The organism is Blautia sp. AF26-2 (genome assembly GCF_003460955.1).
Classification (GTDB): Bacteria; Bacillota; Clostridia; order Lachnospirales; family Lachnospiraceae; genus Fusicatenibacter; species Fusicatenibacter saccharivorans.
Genome location: NZ_QTWD01000025.1, coordinates 2,768 through 4,989, shown reverse-complemented (window position 1 = coordinate 4,989; position 2,222 = coordinate 2,768). Strand labels below are relative to the sequence as shown.

At 53.5% G+C, this 2,222-nt stretch carries 1 rRNA gene (cut by a window edge); it reads right to left on the bottom strand.

The window, feature by feature from the left end:
* Positions 1-2,222 (bottom strand): 23S ribosomal RNA (locus DWY63_RS17805); its annotated part runs 704 nt beyond the window's last position; the annotation flags it as partial.

Below are 2,222 nucleotides of genomic sequence, written 5' to 3'. Positions count from 1 at the left end.
TCGACCGATTAGTAACAGTCAGCTCCATGCCTTACGGCACTTCCACCTCTGCCCTATCTACCTCGTCGTCTTCAAGGGGTCTTACTTCTTTCGAATGGGATATCTCATCTTGAGGGGGGCTTCACGCTTAGATGCCTTCAGCGTTTATCCCTTCCCGACTTGGCTACCCGGCCGTGAACCTGGCGGTTCAACCGGTACACCAGAGGTCAGTCCATCCCGGTCCTCTCGTACTAAGGACAGCTCCTCTCAAATATCCTACGCCCACGCCGGATAGGGACCGAACTGTCTCACGACGTTCTGAACCCAGCTCGCGTACCGCTTTAATGGGCGAACAGCCCAACCCTTGGGACCTACTACAGCCCCAGGATGCGATGAGCCGACATCGAGGTGCCAAACCACTCCGTCGATGTGAACTCTTGGGAGTGATAAGCCTGTTATCCCCAGGGTAGCTTTTATCCGTTGAGCGATGGCATTCCCACTTAATACCACCGGATCACTAAGTCCTACTTTCGTACCTGCTCCACCCGTCGGTGTCGCAGTCAAGCTCCCTTCTGCCTTTGCACTCTTCGAATGGTTTCCGACCATTCTGAGGGAACCTTTGAGCGCCTCCGATACCCTTTCGGAGGCGACCGCCCCAGTCAAACTCCCCGTCTGGCATTGTCCCCCGGCCTGATAAAGGCCGCTGGTTAGAAGCCCAGCAGCACAAGGGTGGTATCCCAACAATGGCTCCCCTGAAACTGGCGTTCCAGGTTCACAGCCTCCCACCTATCCTGTACATGCACTGCCGGACCCCAGTACCAAACTGGAGTAAAGCTCCATGGGGTCTTTCCGTCCTGGCGCGGGTAACCAGCATCTTCACTGGTACTTCAATTTCACCGGATGCATTGTCGAGACAGCGCTCAAATCATTACGCCTTTCGTGCGGGTCGGAACTTACCCGACAAGGAATTTCGCTACCTTAGGACCGTTATAGTTACGGCCGCCGTTTACTGGGGCTTAAATTCAAAGCTTCGCTTGCGCTAACCTCTCCTCTTAACCTTCCAGCACCGGGCAGGCGTCAGCCCATATACCTCACCTTACGGTTTTGCATAGACCTGTGTTTTTGCTAAACAGTTGCTTGAGCCTATTCTCTGCGGCCAACTCTCGTTGGCACCCCTTCTCCCGAAGTTACGGGGTCATTTTGCCGAGTTCCTTAACAATGCTTCTTCCGCCGGCCTTAGGATTCTCTCCTCATCCACCTGTGTCGGTTTACGGTACGGGTATCTTAAAAACAATAGCGGCTTTTCTTGATTCATGGCTCACACACTTCCCTACTTTAGTTCGGTCCGCATCACGCCTTTGGATTGCCACACGGTTTTTCCTATGTGACTCCTCCTTCGCTTGCACGCGGCTTTCCGTTCCGCGCCTGTGCTCTCCACAAATGTCCCCACAGTTCTGTTTTAAGATAGTGCAGGAATCTCAACCTGCTGTCCATCGGATACGCATTTCTGCCTCTCCTTAGGCCCCGACTTACCCAGGGCAGATCAGCTTTACCCTGGAAACCTTGGATATTCGGCCGAGAGGATTCCCACCTCTCTCTCGCTACTCATTCCGGCATTCTCTCTTCCTGGCACTCCACAGCTCCTTCCGGTACTGCTTCATCGCGCCAGCAATGCTCCTCTACCATACCATACGGTATCCTGTGCTTCGGTGTCGTGTTTCAGCCCCGGACATTTTCGGCGCAGGACCTCTCGACTAGTGAGCTATTACGCACTCTTTGAATGTGTGGCTGCTTCTGAGCCAACATCCTAGTTGTCTTCGAAATCCCACATCCTTTTCCACTTAACACGTACTTTGGGACCTTAGCAGCAGGTCTGGGCTCTTTCCCTTTTGACTGCCCAACTTATCTCGTGCAGTCTGACTCCCGATGAGCATCTTTACGGCATTCGGAGTTTGATATCCCTTGGTAAGCTTTGACGCCCCCTTAGAAATTCAGTGCTCTACCTCCGTAAGACTCCATCGAGGCTAGCCCTAAAGCTATTTCGAGGAGAACCAGCTATCTCCGGGTTCGATTGGAATTTCTCCCCTACCCACACCTCATCGCCACCCTTTTCAACGGATGTGCGTTCGGCCCTCCACTACCTCTTACGGCAGCTTCAGCCTGGACATGGGTAGATCACCCGGTTTCGGGTCTACTCTTACTGACTTCACGCCCTCTTAAGACTTGGTTTCCCTTCGGCTCCG